Source organism: Pseudaminobacter sp. Soil_N_29 (assembly GCF_057656055.1).
This window is the reverse complement of the sequence record NZ_JBDGLC010000009.1, coordinates 110829-130013: the sequence shown is the minus strand read 5'-3', so window position 1 is coordinate 130013 and position 19185 is coordinate 110829. Positions and strand designations below refer to the sequence as shown.

Annotated in this window: 22 protein-coding genes and 1 riboswitch; of the genes, 9 read left to right on the top strand and 13 right to left on the bottom strand. The window is 65.4% G+C overall.

Annotated elements, in window-relative coordinates; all coding sequences use genetic code 11:
• Nucleotides 1-162: 162 nt before the first annotated feature.
• Complete coding sequence (locus AC3A4H_RS19780) at nt 163-1263, bottom strand: saccharopine dehydrogenase family protein (RefSeq protein ID WP_487768239.1); 1101 nt, start codon at nt 1261-1263, stop codon at nt 163-165.
• 127 nt (nt 1264-1390) lie between these two features.
• Here AC3A4H_RS19780 and AC3A4H_RS19775 point away from each other — a divergent pair, with 127 nt between their 5' ends.
• A complete protein-coding gene (locus AC3A4H_RS19775; protein WP_348780351.1) occupies nt 1391-1819 on the top strand; it encodes an Lrp/AsnC family transcriptional regulator in 429 nt (142 codons plus the stop codon).
• Nucleotides 1820-1843: 24 nt separating this feature from the next.
• Here AC3A4H_RS19775 and AC3A4H_RS19770 read toward each other — a convergent pair whose 3' ends face one another.
• The 5 genes from AC3A4H_RS19770 to AC3A4H_RS19750 form a co-directional block, all read right to left on the bottom strand.
• On the bottom strand, nt 1844-2539 hold the full coding sequence (locus tag AC3A4H_RS19770) for a spermidine synthase (RefSeq protein WP_487768238.1): 696 nt from the start codon (nt 2537-2539) through the stop codon (nt 1844-1846).
• Nucleotides 2540-2542: 3 nt separating this feature from the next.
• Nucleotides 2543-3226, bottom strand: a complete 684-nt coding sequence (locus tag AC3A4H_RS19765) for a queuosine precursor transporter (RefSeq protein WP_487768237.1) — start codon at nt 3224-3226, stop codon at nt 2543-2545.
• Between the two features lie 97 nt (nt 3227-3323).
• Nucleotides 3324-3617 carry a 50S ribosomal protein L28 gene (gene rpmB, locus AC3A4H_RS19760; protein ID WP_348780354.1) on the bottom strand — a complete coding sequence of 98 codons (294 nt, stop codon included), beginning with the start codon at nt 3615-3617 and terminating at the stop codon, nt 3324-3326.
• A 118-nt stretch (nt 3618-3735) separates the two neighbouring features.
• Nucleotides 3736-4179, bottom strand: a complete 444-nt coding sequence (locus AC3A4H_RS19755; RefSeq protein ID WP_487768236.1) for a DUF1284 domain-containing protein — start codon at nt 4177-4179, stop codon at nt 3736-3738.
• A 4-nt stretch (nt 4180-4183) separates the two neighbouring features.
• Nucleotides 4184-4774 (bottom strand): biotin transporter BioY, encoded by a 591-nt coding sequence (locus tag AC3A4H_RS19750; protein WP_487768235.1) that lies wholly within the window; start codon nt 4772-4774, stop codon nt 4184-4186.
• A gap of 253 nt (nt 4775-5027) precedes the next feature.
• Here AC3A4H_RS19750 and AC3A4H_RS19745 point away from each other — a divergent pair, with 253 nt between their 5' ends.
• From AC3A4H_RS19745 to AC3A4H_RS19735, 3 genes are read left to right on the top strand one after another with little or no spacing between them, the layout of a single operon-like run.
• Nucleotides 5028-5822, top strand: a complete 795-nt coding sequence (locus tag AC3A4H_RS19745; protein ID WP_487768234.1) for a DUF3108 domain-containing protein — start codon at nt 5028-5030, stop codon at nt 5820-5822.
• Nucleotides 5823-5850: 28 nt separating this feature from the next.
• Nucleotides 5851-6738, top strand: a complete 888-nt coding sequence (gene yddG, locus AC3A4H_RS19740; protein ID WP_487768233.1) for an aromatic amino acid exporter YddG — start codon at nt 5851-5853, stop codon at nt 6736-6738.
• On the top strand, nt 6735-7406 hold the full coding sequence (locus AC3A4H_RS19735; protein ID WP_487768232.1) for a lysoplasmalogenase family protein: 672 nt from the start codon (nt 6735-6737) through the stop codon (nt 7404-7406). Before yddG ends, AC3A4H_RS19735 begins: the two co-directional genes overlap by 4 nt.
• Nucleotides 7407-7424: 18 nt before the next feature.
• Here AC3A4H_RS19735 and AC3A4H_RS19730 read toward each other — a convergent pair whose 3' ends face one another.
• Nucleotides 7425-7871 (bottom strand): cupin domain-containing protein, encoded by a 447-nt coding sequence (locus AC3A4H_RS19730; protein ID WP_487768332.1) that lies wholly within the window; start codon nt 7869-7871, stop codon nt 7425-7427.
• On the bottom strand, nt 7868-8635 hold the full coding sequence (gene gloB, locus AC3A4H_RS19725; RefSeq protein WP_487768231.1) for a hydroxyacylglutathione hydrolase: 768 nt from the start codon (nt 8633-8635) through the stop codon (nt 7868-7870). Before gloB ends, AC3A4H_RS19730 begins: the two co-directional genes overlap by 4 nt.
• A 115-nt stretch (nt 8636-8750) precedes the next feature.
• On the opposite strand from gloB, the gene AC3A4H_RS19720 reads away from it, so the two are divergent.
• Nucleotides 8751-9506: a class I SAM-dependent methyltransferase gene (locus AC3A4H_RS19720; RefSeq protein WP_487768331.1), complete on the top strand. Its 756-nt coding sequence runs from the start codon at nt 8751-8753 to the stop codon at nt 9504-9506.
• A 3-nt stretch (nt 9507-9509) separates the two neighbouring features.
• Here AC3A4H_RS19720 and AC3A4H_RS19715 read toward each other — a convergent pair whose 3' ends face one another.
• Nucleotides 9510-10796 carry an MFS transporter gene (locus AC3A4H_RS19715; protein ID WP_487768230.1) on the bottom strand — a complete coding sequence of 429 codons (1287 nt, stop codon included), beginning with the start codon at nt 10794-10796 and terminating at the stop codon, nt 9510-9512.
• Between the two features lie 71 nt (nt 10797-10867).
• Here AC3A4H_RS19715 and AC3A4H_RS19710 point away from each other — a divergent pair, with 71 nt between their 5' ends.
• Nucleotides 10868-11497 (top strand): TetR/AcrR family transcriptional regulator, encoded by a 630-nt coding sequence (locus AC3A4H_RS19710; RefSeq protein WP_487768229.1) that lies wholly within the window; start codon nt 10868-10870, stop codon nt 11495-11497.
• 13 nt (nt 11498-11510) lie between these two features.
• Here the strand turns inward: AC3A4H_RS19710 and AC3A4H_RS19705 are convergent, their stop codons facing one another.
• A complete protein-coding gene (locus AC3A4H_RS19705; RefSeq protein ID WP_487768228.1) occupies nt 11511-12713 on the bottom strand; it encodes an AI-2E family transporter in 1203 nt (400 codons plus the stop codon).
• A gap of 242 nt (nt 12714-12955) precedes the next feature.
• On the bottom strand, nt 12956-13888 hold the full coding sequence (gene metA / locus AC3A4H_RS19700) for a homoserine O-acetyltransferase MetA (RefSeq protein WP_487768227.1): 933 nt from the start codon (nt 13886-13888) through the stop codon (nt 12956-12958).
• A 54-nt stretch (nt 13889-13942) separates the two neighbouring features.
• Nucleotides 13943-14021: riboswitch (SAM riboswitch) on the bottom strand.
• 326 nt (nt 14022-14347) lie between these two features.
• Between metA and hisC the strand changes: the two genes are divergently transcribed.
• Nucleotides 14348-15460 carry a histidinol-phosphate transaminase gene (gene hisC, locus AC3A4H_RS19695; RefSeq protein ID WP_487768226.1) on the top strand — a complete coding sequence of 371 codons (1113 nt, stop codon included), beginning with the start codon at nt 14348-14350 and terminating at the stop codon, nt 15458-15460.
• Between the two features lie 3 nt (nt 15461-15463).
• Nucleotides 15464-16408 carry a prephenate/arogenate dehydrogenase family protein gene (locus AC3A4H_RS19690; protein ID WP_487768225.1) on the top strand — a complete coding sequence of 315 codons (945 nt, stop codon included), beginning with the start codon at nt 15464-15466 and terminating at the stop codon, nt 16406-16408.
• A gap of 251 nt (nt 16409-16659) precedes the next feature.
• Here AC3A4H_RS19690 and AC3A4H_RS19685 read toward each other — a convergent pair whose 3' ends face one another.
• Nucleotides 16660-17670, bottom strand: coding sequence for a DUF2125 domain-containing protein (locus AC3A4H_RS19685; protein ID WP_487768224.1), 1011 nt, complete (start codon nt 17668-17670; stop codon nt 16660-16662).
• A gap of 133 nt (nt 17671-17803) precedes the next feature.
• On the opposite strand from AC3A4H_RS19685, the gene AC3A4H_RS19680 reads away from it, so the two are divergent.
• Complete coding sequence (locus tag AC3A4H_RS19680) at nt 17804-18316, top strand: gamma-glutamylcyclotransferase (protein ID WP_487768223.1); 513 nt, start codon at nt 17804-17806, stop codon at nt 18314-18316.
• A gap of 50 nt (nt 18317-18366) precedes the next feature.
• Here the strand turns inward: AC3A4H_RS19680 and AC3A4H_RS19675 are convergent, their stop codons facing one another.
• Nucleotides 18367-19155, bottom strand: coding sequence for a lysophospholipid acyltransferase family protein (locus AC3A4H_RS19675; RefSeq protein ID WP_487768222.1), 789 nt, complete (start codon nt 19153-19155; stop codon nt 18367-18369).
• Nucleotides 19156-19185: the final 30 nt, after the last annotated feature.

The window sequence follows — 19185 nt, the reverse complement described above, 5'->3', positions numbered from 1 at the left end:
AAGGCGCCGAATCGCGTGCCCCTTTGCGGCTCTCTGGCGTAAAAAAACCACCTCTTCCTTCGTGAGGGAGAGGTGGTGAGGCAAAGCGTATTGGGAGAATGGATGCTGCGGTCCGGCTTCGGGAGAAGACGCGTTCATCTCCTCCTTGCCGCCCAAGGCGCCTCAGGCTGCCAGCGTGGTGCTGTTAGCCAGCGCGTAGTTGCGGCCGAAGCGGTTGGCCAGGAACGTGTCGAGCGCGATGTCTTCCTGGCGCACAAAGCCCTTGGCGGGCAGGGCGCCGGAAGCCAGCATGTCGAGCACGGAGCAAATGCCGGAGGCTGTGGTGATCTGGATGGCGCTGCGCACCGTGTTGCCAACGCGGCGGCTGTAGATCTTGTTGGCGTAGGTTTCCTGCATCAGGCGGCCGTTCTTGCGGCCCGAAACGGTGACGAAAATCACCACCACGTCCTGCAGCGTGGCCGGCAGGGCGTTTTCCAGGATGTCCTTCAGCACTTCGCGGCGGTCTCGCAGGCCGAGATCGTTGAGCAGGGCCTTCATGATGGCTGCATGGCCGGGATAGCGGATGGTGCGGTAGTTCAGCGTGCGCACCTTGCCCTGGTAGGTTTCGCACAGCGTGCCGAGCCCGCCCGAGGTGTTGAAGGCCTCGTAGGTGACGCCGTCGAGCGAGAATTCCTCGCGCTCTTCCAGCGGCGGCACCTCGGTCAGTTCGCCATCGACGATCGCCTCGCAGGGCTCGCAATATTCGTTGATGACGCCGTCGGTGCTCCAGGTGAGATTGTAGTTCAGCGCGTTGGACGGATATTGCGGCAGCGCGCCCACGCGCATGCGCACGCTGTCCAGCGTGTCGAAGTTCCTGGCCAGGTCGTTGGTGACGATGGAGATGAACCCCGGCGCAAGCCCGCACTGTGGGATGAAGGTGCTGGAGGCGCTGGCGGCCAGTTCCTTCACGCGGCGGGTGCTGGCAACGTCCTCGGTGAGGTCTAGATAATGCACGCCGGTCGCGGCCGCAGCCTCGGCTATCCGTGTGGTGAGGTGGAAGGGCGCGGCGCTCAGTACGGCGAACTTGCCGGCAAGCACGGCTTCCAGCGCGCCGGCCTCGCCGATGTCGATCTGCCGGGTGGCGATGTCGGCGCCGACATCCAGCGCGTCGAGCTGCGCCTGCGAACGATCGACGACGGTGACGCTATAGTCTCCGCTGCCAGCCAGCATGTCTGCAATGGTTGCGCCGATCTTGCCTGCGCCGACGACGACGATCTCGTGCATGGTAGTGCCCCTCGAAATGCAAATGCAAAGAATGGCAGATGGTAATCCGGAGCCACGTCGGAAGGCAGTATCACTTTGCGCAAAATATCGGTACATGATTGCCAATCTGCCGAGGGGACTGGACATAATGACGAGCGATGCCGACCGCGCCCTGATCGCCCTGCTTCGGGAGGATGCGCGCGCCTCCACCGCCGAGTTGGCACGCCGGCTGGGTGTGTCGCGCACGACGGTGCAGAGCCGCCTGGAGCGGCTGGAAAGAAGCGGGGTCATTGCCGGCTACAGCGTCAAGCTGTCGGCGGACTATGAAAAGAACCTCGTGCGCGCGCATATTCTGGTGACGGCGCTGCCAAAGCTGTCGGCCTCGGTCGAGACGGTGCTGAGGCGTATTCCCGAGGTGCGCACGCTGCATTCGGTGAGCGGCAGCTTCGATATGATCATCGTGGTGGAGGCGCCCTCGGTGCGCGACCTCGACATATTGATCGACCGGATCGGTGCGCTGGAAGGTGTGGAACGCACCCTGTCGTCGATCATCCTGTCTACTCGGATAGATCGCTGAAGCGGGCAGTGCCGCCTGATGGAATCAGCCGGCTTTTGCCGAGCCTGATTCGCCCTGCTTGGTGGCCAGCCAGATGACGTGGCGCGCGCCGCGCTTGCCGCCTGCGCGGGCTTTCACTTCCTCGGTCGAAAACCCGGCTTGGCGCAGCCTGTTCGTGAACGACCGATCCGGCCCCGACGACCATACGGAAAGCACGCCGCCCGGCCGCAATGCGGAGCGTGCGCGGTGCAGGCCGGGCAGGCTGTAGAGGGCGTCATTGGCTTGCCTGGTAAGCCCCTCAGGCCCGTTGTCCACGTCGAGGAGAATGGCGTCGTAGGTCGACGAGGCTTCCTTTATCAGGAGGCCAACGTCGGTTTCGCGGATGGTCACGCGCGGGTCGTCGAGGCAGTCGCCGAAGACTTCCGCCATCGGGCCGCGCGCCCAGGCGACGACCGAGGGCACCAGTTCCGCGACGGTGACGTGGGCATCGGCGCCGAGCGCGGAAAGCGCGGCGCGAAGCGTAAAGCCCATGCCCAGTCCGCCAATCAGGATGTGAGGCGAACGGCGCCCGCCGATCCGTTGGCAGGACAATGTCGCCAGCGCCTCCTCCGAGCCGCTGAGACGGCTGTTCATCAGCTCGTTCGTACCCAGCATGATCGAGAACTCGCCGCCGCGCCTTTTCAGGCGAAGCTCTCCGCCGCCCGGCGTCGTCGCCGAATCAAGCTGGACCCAGGGCAGCATCGGCTATGCCGTTGCCACTGCCGGCTGGTTCCAGCGGGCGGCGATGAGGCGGTAGGGAATAAGCGCGACCACGGCGATGATGAGCTTTACCGACAGGTCGCCCAGCGCCCAGGACTGCCAGCGGGCCGCCTCGTGCTGCAACACGCCGAACAGCGGCGCCATTTCAAGCGCGAAATCGTCGCTCGGACCGACGAAGAAAAAGGCCGGCGCAAATGCGATGGAGAAGAAGATGATCGTGTCGATGACCGAGCCGAACAGCGAGCCGAACACCGGCGCGCGCCACCAGCTCTGGCGCCGCAGCCAGTTGAACACGGTGACGTCGAGCAGCTGACCGAAAAGGAAGGCTGCGCCGGAGGCGGCGGCGATGCGCGCCAGCCGGTCGGCGGCGGTGCCGTATTCGATCAGGCCGTGGCGGAACAGCAGCGGCGGCACAACGATGGAGCAGATCACCGCGGTCATGAAGCCGATGAAGACGACGCGGCGCGCCATCTGCGGACCATAGCGGCGATTGGCAAGATCGGTGACGAGGAAGGCGGCGGGGTAGGTGAAGGCGCCCCAGGTCAGGAGGTCGGCAAGCGCGAGAGAGCCGAGCTGCCCCTGTACGGGAAACTGAACGAGAATGTTCGACGCCACGACGACAATCGCCATGGCAGCCACGAAGGGCAAATAACGAGCTGAAAAGTTCATTTTTTTAACCTGGGTGATGGAACCAGTGGAGCGCGACGCCGGTAAAATGGCCGAATCGCGCTCTCTGTCAGGCGGTCGTCCCCCGCCGGAAAGGCGATCAGGCGGTCTGCTCGGCCAGCTTCTTGGCGATCTGCTTCTTCAGCAGGCGCGCGCGCTGCGACAGTTCGTCGGTATCGGCCTTCACGAGGAAGGCGTCGAGGCCGCCGCGGTGCTCGACCGAGCGCAGGGCGTTGGCCGAAATGCGCAGGCGCACGTTCTGGTTCAGCGCTTCGGAAATCAGCGTCACGTTGACCAGGTTCGGCAGGAAGCGGCGCCGGGTCTTGTTGTTGGCGTGGCTTACGTTGTTGCCGGTCATAACGGCCTTGCCGGTCAATTCACAAGCGCGAGACATATTACTTACCTTCGGTTCGAGACGGCCAAATGCGGCGCACCAAAAGTGCATGGCGCGCAATCTGGTCAAGCGGCCGCATGGAAAAGTTGGCGTTCCTTAATCGGGTTTGGCTGACCCGTCAAGGGCGAGGCTTCGGCGCTTCGATGGCGAGGCGGGTGTTTTGATAGGCTTTTCCCGCGATTTCGGTGCAGAGGTCGTTCCATTCGCATCCTTCGCAAGGCTGGCGGGTTTCCCCCGCCGCGAAAGCCTTGCGCATGCGCGCCAGCCATTCCCCGTCCAGCGAGAATCGCTCGCCCGGTCGCATCGGGCGGCCGAGCAGCGTTTCCACTGCCCGCGCCGCGTTTTCGTCGCGCTCGACAACGCTCTGGCCGAAACAATGTTCGTCCTTGTCGGCCAGAAGCGGGGTGCAGATGTCGTCGGGCCCGGTGACGAGAATCAGGTCCTCGCCATTGCCGAGCCTTTCGACGATCCCGTCGAAATTTGCCGTAAACGCGCCGCCGTATCCCTTGCCGGCATAGGTCAGCATGCACAGGAGATGGTGGGCGCGAATACGGACTGTCACAGCCTTAGGCCGTGGGCTTGCCGGCGCGGCGGGTGGCTTCGACGCTTGCCGTGGCGAGCGCGGACTTGACGATGGCGCCGAGGATGAAGGGCGTGACACCAAAGGTGATGGCCTTTTCCACGCCGATCATCGCGGCCAGCCAGGCGCCGCCCATCACCAGGATGAAGGCGTTGCCCAGCAGCATGGCGAGGAAGCTGCTCAGCAGGTTGCCCCTGCCGGTCCAGCCGCGCTCGGCCAGCCAGCCGACCATGGCGGCCGCAATCGGGAAGGCGAAGAGATAGCCGGCCGTCGGGCCTGCGAAATGCGCGAGGCCGCCGGCGCCGCCCGCCAGCACAGGCATGCCCACCACTGCTTCGCCGAGCCAGGCCAGAACGGTGATGGCGCCGAGGCGCCAGCCATAAAGCGCGCCGATGAGCGTGACCGCGAAGGTCTGCATGGTCATGGGCACAGGCACCATCGGCACTTCGACCCAGGACGAAGCGGCCAGAAACAGCGTGCCCAGCGCCACGACGGCGGCGCGCAGCGCAAGCGGACGGTCGCGCAGGCGAAGCGGCACATAGGCGCTGCTGGCGGTCGCGGTGGAAAGGTTGTTCATCTCGGGTCTCCAGATATCAGATGTTCCGTGGACGTCGCAGGCCTCTGCCGGCGCGCATCGCGGGCGCATGGTATTCCACAGTCTGATGATGCAGTGCAATAAGGCCGGCTGCAAAACCCGCGCGGCGTGCGCGCTGGGGGCTGGCCGGCTACCGGCCGCGGCCCATATATCCGCCGAAATTATACGTTTTATCGCCGCGAAGGGATTTTCGCGCGTCGCGCTTCGGACGCGCAAAGCATAGAGGGCGCCAGCCATGGCGAGCATTTTCAAGCCGGTTTCGGCCGCGATTGCGGCTGCATTTGTTTTCACCCCGCTTTTGTCGGGGGCTGCGGCGGCGCAGTCGTTCCGCAGCGAATACACCATTTCCTTCCTCGGGCTCACTCTCGCGCGCTCGAAATTCGACAGCAGCTTCGAGGGCGACCGCTTTCGGGTGCGCGGCAGCATGTCGAGTGCCGGTATTGCCCAGATATTCGACGACACAAAGGGCACGGTCTCGGCTTCCGGCCGATTCTCCGGCACATCGCCCCGGCCCGACGGCTTCGTCACCAACTATGTGTCGGGGCGTAAGGCGAAGAAGACGGAGATCGGCTTTGCCGGCGGCAATGTGAGCAAGGTGGTCAACGTGCCGGCGCCGAAGAAGCGCGGCGACGACTGGGTGCCGGTGGCAAAGGCCGACCTGCGCGCCGTGCTGGACCCGCTGTCGGCGACGCTGGTGCGCGCCGACAGGCCGGAGCAGGTCTGCGGCCGCACGGTCAAGATGTTCGACGGCGAGATGCGCGCAAACCTGGTGCTCAGCTACGTCTCGACGGGGACGGTTTCGATACCAGGCTATTCGGGCGAGGCGGTGACCTGCAGCGCGCGTTTCGTGCCGGTCGGCGGCTATCGCAGCGGCCACAAGTCGATCGAGTACCTGAAAAACCGCAGCAAGATAGCCATCTCGTTTGCGCCAATCGGCACAACCGGGGTATATGCGCCTGTCCACGCCACGGTCGGCACGCAGATCGGCACAATAACAATCCGGGCGCGGAATTTCGAGGCTGTGAACTAGGGGCCTGGCAGCCCCGACCGGGGGGAATATGGGTCGTGCCACGCTTATCGGCTTTTCGGCAGTTGCCATGTGGGCGCTGCTGGCGCTTCTGACAGACGCATCCGGCCAGGTTCCGCCATTCCTGCTCTCGGCCATCACCTTCGCCATCGGCACCTGCGTGGGCCTCGTCGCGCGGCTGTTCATGGCACAACCGGCGGAACAGCCGAAGATCCCGCCGCAGGTTTGGCTGATCGGCATTGCCGGCCTGTTCGGCTACCACTTCTTCTACTTCACCGCGCTGCGCAATGCGCCGGCGGTGGAGGCGAGCCTGATCGCCTATCTGTGGCCGCTGTTCATCGTGCTCGGCTCGGCGCTGATGCCGGGCGAGCGGCTGCGCTGGAACCACATTGCCGGCGCGCTGCTGGGACTTGCCGGCACCTTTCTCATCGTCACCAAGGGCGGCGGGCTTTCCTTCGACAGCCGCTATACCTTCGGCTACGCAATGGCCGGTGTCTGCGCCTTCCTGTGGTCGGGCTATTCGCTGCTGTCGCGCCGCTTCCCTTCCGTGCCCACCACCATCGTCACCTGGTTCTGCGCGGCGACGGCCGTTCTGTCGCTGCTGTGCCACTTCGCGCTTGAGGAGACGGTGCTTCCGGCAAATGCCGGCCAGTGGCTGGCCGTTATCGGCCTCGGCCTTATGCCGGTGGGCGCCGCCTTCTACGCCTGGGACCACGGCGTCAAGCGCGGCAACATCCAGGTTCTGGGGGCGGCGAGCTATGCCGCGCCGCTGCTGTCGACGCTGGTGCTGATCGTCGCCGGATTTGCCGCGCCGACGCCCAGCATCATCGCCGCCTGCATACTGATCACCGGCGGCGCGGTGCTGGCCGCCAAATCGATGCTGTTTGGAAGGAACCAGCCTGCGGGAGCCGAAGCATGATGCCCTTTTCCGGCGGCATTGAAGCGACGGCCAACGGCATGCTGCTGTTTTCAGTGGCGGCGGCCTGCATCTATTTCTTTCTCCTCGACGCGCCGGTGTCGATCAGACGCACGGTGGTGAAGACGGTTCCGGTGGCCCTCCTGGCGGCGCTGACGGTGACGGTTGGCGGGCCGAAGCTGCTGGCAGGCGCGCTGGCGCTCAGCGCGCTGGGCGATGCCTTCCTGTCGCGCGAGGGCGAGAAGGCCTTTCTGGCCGGGCTGGCCAGCTTCCTTGCCGCGCATCTGCTCTATGTCGTGCTGTTTGCGCATGCCGGCGGCGGCGTTGGGGCCCTGTTTTCGACGCCTCGCCTGCTGCTGGCGGCCGTCATTGTCGTGCTCGCGCTGGGCATGCTGGCTGTGCTGTGGCCGCGCGTGGAGGCCGGCCTCCGGGTGCCGATCGCCATCTATGTCGTCGCCATCCTGGCCATGGGCCTGGCCGCGCTGACGCTGTCCGACTGGCGCATCATTGTCGGCGCGGTCCTGTTCATCGCGTCCGATGCGCTGCTGGCGACGGAAAGGTTCCTGCTGGGACCGAACCCGACGCTGCGCTTCTGGATGCTCCACGGGGTGTGGGCGTTCTACTATGCCGCGCAGGCGCTGATCGCGCTCGGATTTTTGACAGTGGCGTGAAACTGGCGGGGCGGGAAGCTATTCCGCCTTGCCCGGCTCCCAGCCTTCCTTTGCCAGCTCGAACTGCGAGAACTCGAAGCCCGGCGCGACCGTGCAGCCGACAAGGGTCCACTCGCCGAGGCTTTTCGCCGTCTGCCATACGCCTGCCGGCACGATCTGCTGCGGGCGCTCGCCGGCGGCAAGATCCGGGCCGAGGCGATGGCGGGTCACCTCGCCGCCTTCCTCGTGCATGGTGATCTCCAGCGTCGCGCCGGCATAGAAGTGCCAGACCTCGGCCGCATCCTTCACCCGGTGCCAGGCTGAAACGTCGCCCGCCTCGAGCAGGAAATAGATCGCGGTGGAATGGCCGCGCGGGTTGAAGGCAGTCGCGTCGCGGAAGGTCTGCACATACCAGCCGCCCTCGGGATGCCGCTGCATGCCTAGCGTTTGGATGATGGCTGCAGCGGTCATCTCGGCCGGCATCAGAACAGGTCCTTGCGCTTGCGGATTTCGGCGAACACCGCCTCGTCGGCGGCATTTTCCATGCCGAGATTCCGGCGGATCGCCGGGTCGTGCCAGCGCAGGAACGGGTTTGTGGCAAGCTCCTCGCCGATGGTGGTGGGCAGCGTCGGCTTGCCCTCGGCGCGCAGGCGGTCGATCCGGGCGGCGCGTTCCTTAAGCGCCGAGTTGGTGGGGTCGATGGTCAGGGCAAAGCGCGCATTGGCCTGCGTGTATTCGTGGCCGCAAAACACCTTCGTCTCCGGCGGCAGGGCGGCAAGCTTCTTCAGCGATTCGAGCATCACCGCCGCCGGGCGCTCGAACAGCCGCCCGCAGCCGAGCGCAAACAGCGTGTCGGCGGTGAACACCACATTTGCCGTGGGGATGTAGTAGGACACATGGCCGGCGGTGTGGCCCGGCGTGGAGATGACATAGACGAGGTGGCTGCCGAAGGGGATGGTGGCGCCTTCCTCCACGCCGTGGTCGATACCGGGGATCTTTTCGGCTTCGGCCTTCGGCCCCACGATGCGCAGGCCAAAGCGCTGTTTCAGCGCCAGATTGGCCTCGACGTGGTCGCCGTGGTGATGGGTGGTGAGAATCATCGTCGGCTTCCAGCCGGTGCGCTGGACCGCGGCGAGAATCGAGGCTTCCTCCGGCGCGTCGATCAACGCCGTCTGTCCGCTTGCGGCGTCGTGCACCAGCACGCCGAAATTGTCGCTGCGGCACATGAATTGTTCGAACTCGAGCGTCATAGCTACTCTCCTTGCTGTCGGGGACGATAGGGCGGCGGGTGCCTTCTGTCATCCCCGCGGCGCTTCCAGGAAGGCTTTGTTGAACTCGCCTCGCAAGGTCGCTACCGTCGGCTCCATGAATTCGGACATCGTCGACCTGCGCTCCTTCTACGGCACGCCGCTCGGCCATGCGGTCGCAGACGCGATCGGCATGGCGCTGACCTCGATCTGGGCCAGCATTCCCAGCGAGCGGCTGGTGGGGCTTGGCTATGCGCTGCCCTGGCTCGACCGATTCGGCGCCGATGCCGAGCGCGTCTTCGCCTTCATGCCGGCCACGCAAGGTGCGGTATCCTGGCCGCCGGCGCAGCCTTCGGCTACGGCGCTGGTGTTCGACGAGGAACTGCCGCTGCCCGATGCTTCGATAGACCGCATGCTTTTGGTGCATTCGCTGGAGCACGCCGAAAATCCGCGCGAGACGCTGAAGGAGATCTGGCGGGTTCTGGCGCCGGCCGGGCGCGTCGTCATCGTGGTGCCGAACCGGCGCGGCGTCTGGGCCCGCTTCGAACACACGCCCTTCGGCACCGGGCGGCCGTTTTCGCGCGGCCAGCTCATGGAACTGTTGCGAGACGCGAATTTCACGCCCGCCGCCTGGACGGAGGCGCTGCTGTTTCCGCCCTCGCACAGCGGCCTCGTCATGCGCTTCCACAACCTGCTGGAGCGCACCGGCCGCCGCTTCTGGCCGATCTTTTCCGGCGTCGTCGTGGTGGAGGCGCAGAAGCGCCTGTATCAGGGCGTGCCGGTGGCCCAGCGCGCCTCGCGCCGGGTCTTCGTGCCGGTGTTGACGCCGCAAGGCATCAGCGGCCACGCCAGGAAAGCCGCGAAAGGCCGTTAGGCTTCACGCTGGCTGCGGCGCCCGGCGGCGCAAGGTCTCGCTCGGGTCGATAAGCAGCGAAAGCGCGGCGGCGGCGATCGCCGTCATGCCGGCGATCTGGAAGGCCAGCGCATAGTCGCCCTGCATCTCGCGCAAGGCACCGCCGAAATAGGCGGCGGTGGCCGCGCCGATCTGGTGGCCGGCCACGATCCAGCCGAATACCAGCGGCCCCGAGCGGTCGCCGAAGGCTTCGTTGGAGAGCCTGAGCGTCGGCGGAACGGTGGCGATCCAGTCGAGCCCGTAGAGGACGGCAAAGATGGTCAGGCTGGTGCCGGAGAAGCCGGAAAGGGGCAGATAGACCAGCGCCAGGCCGCGTATGCCGTAATAGATACCGAGCAGCTTGCGCGGGTCGAAGCGGTCGGTGAGCCAACCAGACAGCGTGGTGCCGACGAGGTCGAATATGCCCATCAGGGCAAGCAGGCTCGCCGCGCGCACTTCCGGAATGCCCATGTCGCCGCAGAAGGCGATGAGATGGGTGCCGACCAGCCCGTTGGTGGTGAAGCCGCAGATGAAGAAGGTGGCGAAGAGATACCAGAACACGCGCGTGCCCGCCGCCTGCCTGAGCGTGCCGAATGTCACGGTCAGGAAGTTGCCGCTGGCGGCGAGCGATGGCTGCTCGATCTCGCCCGGCTCGGCGCCATAGCGGCTGATGCCGATGGAGGCCGGGCGTTCGGGCACCAGCAGATAAACCAGCGGGATGAGCGCGGCGGTTGCGACCGAGACCGCAATCACCACCGGCTGCCAGCCGCCGGACTGGGCAATGGCGGCGAGAAAGGGCAGGAACACCAGCATGCCGGTGGCGCTGGATGCCGACATAAGCCCCATCATCAGGCCGCGATTGGTCTTGAACCAGCGGTTGACGATCGTTGCGCCGAGCACGGAAGCCACCGCGCCCGAGCCGATGCCGGAAAACACGCCCCAGCTTGCGATCAGGTGCCAGGGCTCGCTCATCAGCAGGCTGGCCCCGGTGGAGGCCGACATCAGCGCCAGCGAGGCGAGCAGAGTTCGGCGCAGGCCCACGCGCTCCATCAGCGCGGCGGCGAAGGGGCCGGCAAGTCCGTAGAGGAAAATGCCGATCGCCGCGGAAAGCGAGATCACGTCGCGGCGCCAGCCGAAGGCTTCTTCCAGGGGCAGCATCAGAACGCCCGGCGCCGAGCGCAGGCCGGCTGCGATCAGCAGCGAAAGGAAGATCACCGCCACGACCACGAAGGCGTAACGCTGGCCAAAGGGACGCTTTTGAACTAAGCTCATGTTACTGACCGGTACGTTGCGGGTCGTCTTTTTTACGTACCGGTCAGTAACAAAGTCAAGAGAGCCAGTGCATGTCGACCAAGACGAGCATCACGAAGCTGCCAGATGCTGCCAGGCCGGACGCAGCCCAGCAACCGCCGCGCGCAGCCGAGCGCATATTGGGCGCGGCCCGCAACCTGTTCTATCGCCAGGGCATCCGCGCCATCGGCGTGGACGAGATCGTGCGCCAGGCGGGCGTGACCAAGCCGAGCCTCTATCGCAGTTTCTCGTCCAAGGACGAACTCGCAGCGTCCTATCTGCGGCGCTACGAGGCGGAGTTCTGGGAGCGCTTCGACAAGGCGGTGGCCGACCATCCAGGCGATCCGCGCAAGCAGATCCGTGCTTTCCTGGAAGGGGTAGGCCAGCGCGCCGTGCAGCCGGACTACCGCGGCTGCGGCATGACCAATGCCGCGATCGAATATCCGGAGCATGGCCACCCGGCGCGGCTGGTCAGCGAAGCCAACAAGCGCGAGTTGCGCCGGCGCCTGCGCGCCATGGCGGCTGAGATGGGCGCGGAAGATGCCGACAGACTCGGCGACGGGCTGCTGCTCTTGATCGAGGGCGCCTATGTCTCGGGCCAGCTGTTCGGACCCGGAGGGCCTGCCGCGAGCGTGGCCGACAACGCCGACCGTCTGATTGCGGCGAGCCTGAAGGCGCGCTAGCAAGCCGGCAGGATTATTCCGAACTCACGAGCCGTTTCGGCTCCCGCTCGGGCAGAAGTTCCTCGGTTGCCTGGACTACGCCGCCCGCAGGGCTTTCGGCGGGGTCGAGTTCGCGCAGCCATTCGCGCCAGATCGCGACCAGAAGCGCCATCAGCACCGGGCCGATGAACAGGCCTAGGAAGCCCATAGTCTTCACGCCGCCCACAAGGCCGAAGAAGGTGGGCAGGAAGGGCAGCTTGATCGGGCCGCCGACCAGCCTGGGCCGCAGTGTCTTGTCGACGATGAACAGCTCGATCGAGCCCCAGGCAAACAGCCCGACGCCGGCGATGGGCGTGCCGCGCGCGACCAGATAGGCCGAAACCAGCGTGAACGACAGCGGCGCGCCGCCGGGGATGAGGGCCATGACGCCGGTGAGCACGCCGAGCGTGACCGGCGAGGGTACGCCGGCGACCCAGTAGGCGGTGCCGAGCACCACGCCTTCGCCGATGGCGATCAGCGTCATGCCGGTGACGGTGGAACTGATGGTTGCCGGCACCACGCGGGAAATGCGTTCCCAGCGGGTCGGCAGGATGCGCTCGCCGAACTTGTCTATCTGCCTGGCGAAGCTTTCGCCGTCGCGATAGACGAAGAACAGCGCAATCAGCATGAACAGCAGCGTCAAAAGCAGGTTGAAGGCGCCGCCGCCGGCCGCCAGAACGCCGCGATAGATGCTCCCGATATTGGCGCCGCTGACGATCTGGATAAGCTCGCCGATGGCGCCTGGGTGGCCGATATGGCGCACCCATTGCTGGTCCAGCCATTCGCCCACGGCTGGCAGCGCGGTCATCCATTCGGGCGTCGGCGCGCCGTTGCGGTTGGTTTCGACCGCCCAGCTGAACCATTCCCGCACTTCGTTGACGGTGTAGGTTCCGGCCAGAACGATCGGCACCACGAGGAAGGTGATGATGAAGACGAGCGCCAGCGTGGCCGCGACGGTGCGACTTCCGCCCACGGCGTCGCGCAGCCGCTGGTAGAGCGGCCAGCTCGCAAAGGCGATGACGAGCGCCGCGAGCACCGGTACCAGGAAGCCGTTGAAGAAATAGACGCCCGCCGCGATGATCAGCACCAACAGCCATCGGGCCGCCGTGAGCGGCGGGATGAGCGGGATGCGGGCGGGCGTGGAAAGCCCGAGCAGGCGAGGTTCCCGCTTCGAGGGCCCGAGTTCCTGTTCGCTCAAATGCCTTTTCTCCTCAGCGTTGACGCGGCGTCTTCTTCACTACTCTCTTGCGCGGGCCGCACCAAGGGATTTCGCGCAAGGGGGAGCATCTGCCGCACGCCGGAAGCTCGGGGCCCGGCGAAGTCGACTGCCGAAAGCATAGCAGCGGAAGCGTACCGCTTTGTGACCAGCCAGGAGTTTTCGCCGGACAATGCGATCCGCCGCCATTGCCGGGCGAGAGATTGCGGAAGCCTCAGCGAGGGTTATGGCCTCTCGGGAGAACTTCCGACGTTTTCCAGGTCGTAGGGCGTTGTCTGATAGACCTGGTTGATCCAGTTACCGAACAGAAGATGGGCGTGCGAACGCCACCGGTTCAGCGGCCGGCGGGCCGGATCGTCGTCGGGGTAATAGCCGTGCGGCACCTCGATTGGCGTGCCGGCGGCCACGTCGCGGTCATACTCTTCCTTGAGCGAGGTGGAGTCGTATTCGATGTGGTTGAACATATAGAGCCGGTTGCCGGTCGCCTCGGCCAGCAGGCAGGGCCCGGTCACGTCCGATTCCATCAGCAGGTCCAGCCCCGCGCCCGTGGGAATGTCGGCGCTGCGCACCTCCGTCCAGCGCGAGACGGGAATGGCGAAATCGTCCGAAAAGCCGGCCAGATAGGGCGAGGCGGGCGCATTGTTGCTATGCCGGAAGACGCCGAAGGCCTTCTTGTCGAGCGTGTACTTCGGAATGCGGTGGAAATGCCAGGCAGCCGCCATCGCCCCCCAGCAGATGAAGAACGAGGAATGGACGTGGGTGGTGGTCCAGTCGAAGATGCGCTTGAGCTCGTCCCAATAGGTGACGTCTTCGAAGTCCAGCAGTTCTATGGGCGCGCCGGTGACGATGAAGCCGTCGAACTTGCGGTGCCTGACCTCTTCCCAGGTCTGGTAGAAGGAGATGAGATGCTCCTCGGCCGTGTTCTTGGCCTTGTGGTTGCCGATGCGCACCAGCGTCAGCTCCACCTGGAGGGGGGAGGCGCCGATCAGTCTGGCGATCTGCGTTTCCGTGCGGATCTTGTTCGGCATGAGGTTCAGGAGCCCGATCTGCAGCGGACGGATGTCCTGCCGCAGCGCCGTCCGTTCGTCCATCACGGACACGCCTTCGCGCACGAGCACCTCGCGGGCGGGGAGCTGATCGGGGATCTTGATCGGCATCGCACAAACTCCAAACAAAAAAGACCGGTGGCGAAATCGCGACCGGTCCGAACGAATTTGTCGTAATCGGTCCCTTTAGCGACTTGTTTAACGTGGCTGCAAGCCGACCGGCCAAATCACCACGGAACGTTGCAGCTTTTTTACGTCCGTGCCCGGGCGGCGTCAATCACTTAGGGGTGTCGCATTGCAATTGCACCCGATGGACCCCCACCCCTAACCCCTCCCCACAAGGGGGAGGGGGACGATTTTCGGGACCGTTGCCACCCGAAACGGCGAAGGTTGGCGCCGGGCAGCCACGCCGCAAGAAACCCCTCCCCCTTGTGGGGAGGGGCAGGGGTGGGGGTATAAGCCGACCGGTGTCCTCGAGCCGAGGACCAAAAGCTTTTTCTCGACAATCCGCGCCCTGGCGGGTATTTCCCTCGCGTCCCTTTTGACCGTGGAAAGCCGGATTTTTCAGCCATGACGCAAGCGAATGACGTGGGCCGCCCGCAGCCGAAGCCAGGCATCATGGACATCGCTGCCTATGTGCCCGGCAAGAGCAGCGCGCCTGCGGGCGTCACCAAGGTGCACAAGCTGTCTTCGAACGAAAATCCGCTCGGCGCTTCGCCCGCCGCCATCGAGGCGGTGCGCGATGTGGCAGGCCGGCTCGAATTCTACCCCGACGGCTCGGCGACCAGGCTGCGCGAGGCGATCGGCGAGGCCTATGGGCTGAACCCGGCCAATATCATCTGCTCCAACGGCTCGGACGAGGTCATCGGCCTGCTGACGCAGACCTACATGCAGCCGGGCGACGAGGGCATCTTCACCGAGCACGGCTTCCTGGTCTACCGCATTTACATCCAGGCCGCTGGCGGCGTGCCGGTCGTGGCCAAGGAGAAGAACGAGACCGCAGATGTCGACGCCATCCTCGCGGCGGTGACGGACAAGACCAGGATCGTCTTCCTGGCCAACCCGAACAACCCGACCGGCACTTACCTTCCCTTCGAGGAGGTTCGCCGCCTGCACGCCGGCCTGCCCGGGCACGTGCTGCTGGTGCTGGACGCCGCCTATGCCGAATATGTGCGCCGCAACGACTACGAAGCCGGCATCGAGCTGGTCTCGAACTCGCAGAACGTGGTCATGACCCGCACCTTCTCGAAGATCCACGGGCTTGGCGGCGTGCGCCTGGGCTGGGCCTATGCGCCCGCCCATGTCGTCGATGCGCTGAACCGCGTGCGCGGGCCCTTCAACGTCAATGCCGCGGCCATCGAGGCGGGCGTGGCAGCGATGCGCGACCGCGCCCATGTCGAGCACACCGTGGCGCACAACGAGCAGTGGCTGGCATGGCTGACGGAAGAGCTGACCAAACTCGGCCTTCGCGTTACGCCCAGCGTCGGCAATTTCATCCTCATTCACTTCCCCGACGACGGGAAGCACTCGGCGGCGGCGGCCGACGACTATCTAGGCGAGCGCGGTTATATTCTGCGGCGCGTTGCAGGCTACGGTTTTCCCAACGCGCTGCGGATGACAGTCGGAACCGAAGAAGCCAATCGCGGCGTCGTCGCCGCTCTCACCGAGTTTTTGAAAAGCTAGAAAATGTCCGCTCCATTGTTTGAGAAGATCGCCCTCGTCGGCATCGGCCTCATCGGGTCGTCGCTGGCGCGGGTCATTCGTCGCGAGGGCCTCGCCGGCCATGTCGCCATCGCCACCCGCAGCCCCGACACGCTGAAACGTGCCGAGGAACTGGATCTCGGGAATTCCTACACCACCAGCGCCGCCGAGGCGGTGAAGGACGCCGACCTTGTCATCGTCTCGGTGCCGGTCGGTTCGTCCGGCGCAGTGGCGGCCGAGATCGCGCCGGCGCTGAAGCCCGGCGCCATCGTCACCGATGTCGGCTCGACCAAGGGCTCGGTGATCGCGCAGATGAAGCCGCACATGCCCCCGCACGTGCACTTCATTCCCGGACACCCGCTGGCGGGCACGGAAAAATCCGGTCCCGACGCCGGCTTTGCCGAACTGTTCGAGAACCGCTGGTGCATCTTCACGCCGCTGCCGGGCACCGACCCGGAGGCGCTGGAGAAGCTGTCGGAGTTCTGGCGCCGTTGCGGCTCCAACATCGACACCATGGACCCCGAGCACCACGACATGGTGCTGGCGATCGTCTCGCACCTGCCGCACATCATCGCCTACAACATCGTCGGCACCGCCGATGATCTCCAGACGGTGACGAAGTCCGAGGTGATCAAGTATTCCGCCTCCGGCTTCCGCGACTTCACGCGCCTGGCCGCATCCGACCCGACCATGTGGCGCGACGTGTGCCTGCACAACAAGGACGCGATCCTGGAAATGCTGGCGCGGTTCTCGGAGGATCTTGCCTCGCTGCAGCGGGCGATCCGCTGGGGCGACGGCGAGAAGCTGTTCGATCTGTTCACGCGCACCCGCACCATCCGGCGCTCGATCATCGACGCGGGCCAGGACATCGACGCGCCCGACTTCGGCCGCCAGGTCGTGGCGCATCCGGAGAAGCTGGCGAAGGGCTGAGCCCTGCTGGTTTGGGGGCTGCGTTGACAGTTGCCCCTCACTCGCTCGCGTCCTCTCCCGAAGGGAGGCAATCGCATACGATGTGATTACCCCCACTCCGCCTCGCTTCGCTCGGCACCTCTCCCCCTCAAAAAGGGGAGAGGAAGGGCGCCAGGTTCGCGGCCGGCTCTTCCTCTCCCCCGTCGAGCGGGGGAGAGGTGGCTCGGCAAAGCCGAGACGGAGTGGGGGTCGAATTCTATTGTCCGATTGCTCTACTGCAGCGGCGGCACCTGGCCGAGCTTGATGAAGCCCAGCGATGCCTTGCCCTTGACGATCTTCAGCGGCAATGACGGCTCCCTGCCGAGCAGGGAAAGGCCCATGAAGCCCTGGTGGATTTCCCGGCTCTTTTCCGGCAGCACGCCGCCCAGCACGGTAGCGAGGCCCTGAGGGTCGCGAACCTTTACCTTGAAATCGCCGTCCAGCAGGCCGTCCTGATCAACCGAGAACGGGCCGCTCAGCGAGAGGCCGGTGGTCTGGGCCGTGGAGAGGTCGAGCGTATGGATGGTGCCGGACTGGCCGCGCAGGCTCTGCGTCCGGCTGCCGATCAGCTGGACCCCGTTGTTGATGGTGAGGTCGGTCTCACCCGACAGCGGCGGCACGGTGCGGCCGTCCACGACGGACGGGTCGAGCGAGAGGCTGGAGAATGTGCCGGCGAGGTCCACGTCCGCACCGTTGGGGCGCATGTGGCCCTCGAAGGTCTCCACGGTTGCCAGGTGCGCGCCGTCAGTGGTGTCGGCGTTCAACTGACTGCCTTCCAGCGAGACGCGCTGCGGCAGCGGCTGGGCCAGCCGCACGCTGGCGCGAAGATTGCCCCAGGCGAGCGCGAGCGACCGTGCCTGCGGCACGTCGATGCGGGCAGGGCCGTCAAGCTCGGCGATGAGATGGGCGGGATCGTAGATCTGGCCCACCGAGCGGAAGCTGCCGGCGGTGATACTGATGCCGCGCGCCGGGTCCGTGAAGGCGACGCGGTCGCAGAACAGGCCGAGCCTGAACGGGAAGCCGCGCGCCACCGGGTTGGCGCAGTCGGCGGTCACGCCGTCATGGTTCAGCGCCGCGATGCGGGACTTTGCCTGCGCCTCCAGCTTGTCGGCAAGGTAGAACCAGCCAAGGCTGTAGCCGCCGAACAGCACCACGATGAAAAGCGCCAGCCACATGAAGCGGCGGCTGTAGTTTGGCTTGTGGCTGTCGTCTGACGGCATCTTGGCGAAGATCCTCTTCTTCACGGCGCTCCTTTTCGGGAGCATCCTTTTTCCGAAACGGGCCGATCCGGCAAAATCCGGTCTTTCCTTTCGGCGGCGATATTTTATGCATGGCTTCGAGGCAGCAGTGCGCTGCATTCGGAGTTGGCTTCTCGATATGGGCGATTTTTGGGTTTTTGGCTATGGCTCGCTGATTTGGCGTCCCGGCTTTGCGCATGTCGAGACCCAGCGCGCGCATCTGCATGGCTTTCGCCGTTCATTATGCGTGCAATCCTATGTCCATCGCGGCACGAAGGAACGTCCCGGCCTGGTGCTGGGGCTCGACCGAGGCGGCTCCTGTGTCGGCCTTGCCTTCCGCGTTCCCGGCGAGTTGCGCGAGGAGGTGGTGAGCTACCTGCGCGAGCGCGAACTGGTCACCAATGTCTATGTCGAGCGCACCCATGTCGTGCGCCTCGCCGCAGGCGAGAGGGTGGAGGCGCTCTGCTACATCGTCGACCGCGCGCATGAGCAATATGCCGGCAACCTCCACGAGGTCGACGCGGCGCGCATCGTTGCCGGCGCGGTGGGGCAATCGGGTCCGAACGAGGAATATGTGCTCAATACGCTCCGGCATCTGGAAGCGCTCGGCATTCGCGACCACTGGCTGGAAGCTGTGGCGCGGCGGCTCTAGACAATCGGCCCTCGCCAGGCGTGAGGGCCGAGGGCTGAGGAAAACGGGCCCTAGACCTTCGCGCCCAGTTCCTTCAGCCGCTCCACGGCGGTCGGCGGCAGCGGCGGCGGGTTTTCCGACCTTGCCGCCTCGATGAGAAGCTGGTCGCAGGCGGCTTCCGTTTCGGCGATAAGCCGCTGCATGAACTCCTCCTTGCCCAGCCCTGGCGGGATCGGCGGCAGGAAGCGCGCGTGGATGGTGCCCGGATGGCGCAGGAACTTGCGGCGCGGCCAGTAGAGCCCGGCCACATGCGCCACCGGCACCACCGGCAGGTTGAGCTGCGAATAAAGCTCCACGATGCCCCACTTGTAGGCGGGCTCGGCGCCGGGTGCGCGGCGGGTGCCTTCGGGATAGATGATGAGCTGGCGGCTGTTGCGGGCAAGCTCGGCCTTGGTGGCGGCCACGGCGGCCTTCAGCGCCTTGGAGCGGCTGCCGCGATTGACCGGGATCATGCGCATCTTGGCGATGTACCAGCCGAAGAAGGGAATCCAGGTCAGCTCGCGCTTGAGGATGTAGAGCGCGTCGGGAATGTAGGGCAGGAAGGCGATGGTGTCCCAGAAGGACTGGTGCTTGGGCGCGAGGATGTAGGAGCCTTGCGGCAGGTTCTCCTGTCCCGTGACCTCGCTTTTCGTGCCGGCGATCTTCTCCTGCAGCCACAGGCTGGAGCAGGCCCAGAATTTCGGCACGAACCAGGCGCGCTGGCGCGACGCCAGGAAATAGAACGGCGTCCAGAACAGCATCTGGAGGATCAGGTTGGCGTAGAAGACGATGTTGAACGCCAGCGAGCGAATTTGAACCATGGATGAAACCTGAGACGGAAGGTCAGGGCT

Bases quoted from the DNA above. Each gene is read 5' to 3' on its own strand.
- AC3A4H_RS19780 (WP_487768239.1), bottom strand. From the start codon at position 1,263: ATGCACGAGATCGTCGTCGTCGGCGCAGGCAAGATCGGCGCAACCATT.
- AC3A4H_RS19775 (WP_348780351.1), top strand. From the start codon at position 1,391: ATGACGAGCGATGCCGACCGCGCCCTGATCGCCCTGCTTCGGGAGGAT.
- AC3A4H_RS19770 (WP_487768238.1), bottom strand. From the start codon at position 2,539: ATGCTGCCCTGGGTCCAGCTTGATTCGGCGACGACGCCGGGCGGCGGA.
- AC3A4H_RS19765 (WP_487768237.1), bottom strand. From the start codon at position 3,226: ATGAACTTTTCAGCTCGTTATTTGCCCTTCGTGGCTGCCATGGCGATT.
- rpmB (WP_348780354.1), bottom strand. From the start codon at position 3,617: ATGTCTCGCGCTTGTGAATTGACCGGCAAGGCCGTTATGACCGGCAAC.
- AC3A4H_RS19750 (WP_487768235.1), bottom strand. From the start codon at position 4,774: ATGAACAACCTTTCCACCGCGACCGCCAGCAGCGCCTATGTGCCGCTT.
- AC3A4H_RS19745 (WP_487768234.1), top strand. From the start codon at position 5,028: ATGGCGAGCATTTTCAAGCCGGTTTCGGCCGCGATTGCGGCTGCATTT.
- yddG (WP_487768233.1), top strand. From the start codon at position 5,851: ATGGGTCGTGCCACGCTTATCGGCTTTTCGGCAGTTGCCATGTGGGCG.
- AC3A4H_RS19735 (WP_487768232.1), top strand. From the start codon at position 6,735: ATGATGCCCTTTTCCGGCGGCATTGAAGCGACGGCCAACGGCATGCTG.
- gloB (WP_487768231.1), bottom strand. From the start codon at position 8,635: ATGACGCTCGAGTTCGAACAATTCATGTGCCGCAGCGACAATTTCGGC.
- AC3A4H_RS19720 (WP_487768331.1), top strand. From the start codon at position 8,751: ATGAATTCGGACATCGTCGACCTGCGCTCCTTCTACGGCACGCCGCTC.
- AC3A4H_RS19715 (WP_487768230.1), bottom strand. From the start codon at position 10,796: ATGAGCTTAGTTCAAAAGCGTCCCTTTGGCCAGCGTTACGCCTTCGTG.
- AC3A4H_RS19710 (WP_487768229.1), top strand. From the start codon at position 10,868: ATGTCGACCAAGACGAGCATCACGAAGCTGCCAGATGCTGCCAGGCCG.
- metA (WP_487768227.1), bottom strand. From the start codon at position 13,888: ATGCCGATCAAGATCCCCGATCAGCTCCCCGCCCGCGAGGTGCTCGTG.
- hisC (WP_487768226.1), top strand. From the start codon at position 14,348: ATGACGCAAGCGAATGACGTGGGCCGCCCGCAGCCGAAGCCAGGCATC.
- AC3A4H_RS19690 (WP_487768225.1), top strand. From the start codon at position 15,464: ATGTCCGCTCCATTGTTTGAGAAGATCGCCCTCGTCGGCATCGGCCTC.
- AC3A4H_RS19680 (WP_487768223.1), top strand. From the start codon at position 17,804: ATGGGCGATTTTTGGGTTTTTGGCTATGGCTCGCTGATTTGGCGTCCC.
- AC3A4H_RS19675 (WP_487768222.1), bottom strand. From the start codon at position 19,155: ATGGTTCAAATTCGCTCGCTGGCGTTCAACATCGTCTTCTACGCCAAC.